Raw genomic sequence first — 1,446 nt, 5'->3', positions numbered from 1 at the left:
GACGACTTCGGCGACTGTCCAGTTCTGCTGGTTGGTGATCAGGACGCGTTTGCCGAACACGCGCCGCTCCAACGCCGCCCGGGCCCCTCCCTTGGTCTGGTAGGTGAGACGTCTTTGGGGTTCTCACCGGCGACGGTCACGGTCAGGACCTCCTTGACCCAGGTGTTGTGGGTGATCCGGGCGATTTCGGTGTTCACTGCCTCCTTGCTGCGGCGGGTTTTTCCCCGGGCCAGAGTCGCGGCGAGCTCATCAAGGCCGGCGGTGGCCTTGGCCAGGGTCTGATCGAATCCGCGGGACTGTCCCGCGTGCAGGGTTTTGGAATGGGTCAACACGACACGGTGGGGCTGGCCGTAGACGGTTTTGGTGTCCTCGTAGGCGCTCAGCCCGTCGAAACCGTCGACGGGCGCGTACTTGCCGGCCGGTACGGCCAACAGGTCCGCATGGTCCGAGGGCGGTGTGGAGCCGACATAGCGGGCGCCGGTATCGATGAGGTAGGTGAAGTTCGCGGCGCTGTTCTGGCCGGCATCAAAAACCACCGTCACATCTTTACAGACCACAGCCGCATCGTTGCTTTCGGTCCCGCCGGTTGCGCCGGTTGCGCCGGTTGTGTCGATGGCAGCCGTGAGCGCGTCGAGGGTCCGGGTGAAAACGGACACGTCGGGCCGGTTGCCCGGATAGGGGTGGAACGCCAGGGGGATACCGCCGTCGCGGGTGACGACCAGACCGAGGCCGAACAGACGCAGGTCGGAGCGTTTCTGTTTGGACCGGACCCGGGCCAGAATCGGGGCGGCCTCGTTGGTCGAATCAACCCAGGTCGCGAAGTTCGTCATGTCCAGTGCCACCGCCGAGGTATCCACGGCATATTCGGTGACGATCTTTGCCGCGACCCTGGCGCTGATGGCTTCCAGATGCTCGGCGGTGACCTGGTTCATGGCGTCCCAGAAGCGGCGGTGGTCCAGCTTCGCGGCCCCGATCCGGGTGAATCGGGGTCCGGCCGTGGTGGCCCACCACTCGGAGAACCGTGCTTTGGAGCACGGTGCGACCACCCGGTTCAGGGCTGCCAGGACAAGGAAACGACCCACGGACACACCCTTGACCGGGGCCGTCCCGCCGACCACCTCATCAATGATCGCGGCCACGCCGAGCCGCTCCAGCACACCCCAGACGGCGGCGACGTCGCCGAAGCTGTGGTGGGCGGTGCGCACCGGGGCACCTCCGGGCCCGGCGCCTGCAATTTTGGCCATGACCTCCTCTGCTGAACCCAGGTACTGCTGGGAGACGATGCGGGGCTTGCCGTCAACCCGGGCGGACTCCACTGCGTAGTAATACGTTTTGCCGTCCTGCTTCTTGCCCACAATCGAAGTCATATCTAGGTAATACTACAAAAACCGCGCCAATACTGGGCGAAACGCCCAAAAATCAGAAAATCCCGGAAACTCCCGCTAG

Annotated in this window: 1 protein-coding gene; it reads right to left on the bottom strand. The window is 64.6% G+C overall.

Annotation, left to right across the window (positions count from 1 at the left end):
- Positions 1-38: 38 nt before the first annotated feature.
- Complete coding sequence (locus Y708_RS22260) at positions 39-1,367, bottom strand: IS1634 family transposase (RefSeq protein ID WP_051478428.1); 1,329 nt, start codon at positions 1,365-1,367, stop codon at positions 39-41.
- Between the last annotated feature and the right edge of the window lie 79 nt (positions 1,368-1,446).

The organism is Arthrobacter sp. H5, assembly GCF_000520595.1.
GTDB lineage: Bacteria > Actinomycetota > Actinomycetes > Actinomycetales > Micrococcaceae > Arthrobacter_D.
The sequence above is the reverse complement of the archived record's forward strand: the minus strand, read 5'-3'. Positions and strand labels throughout refer to the sequence as shown.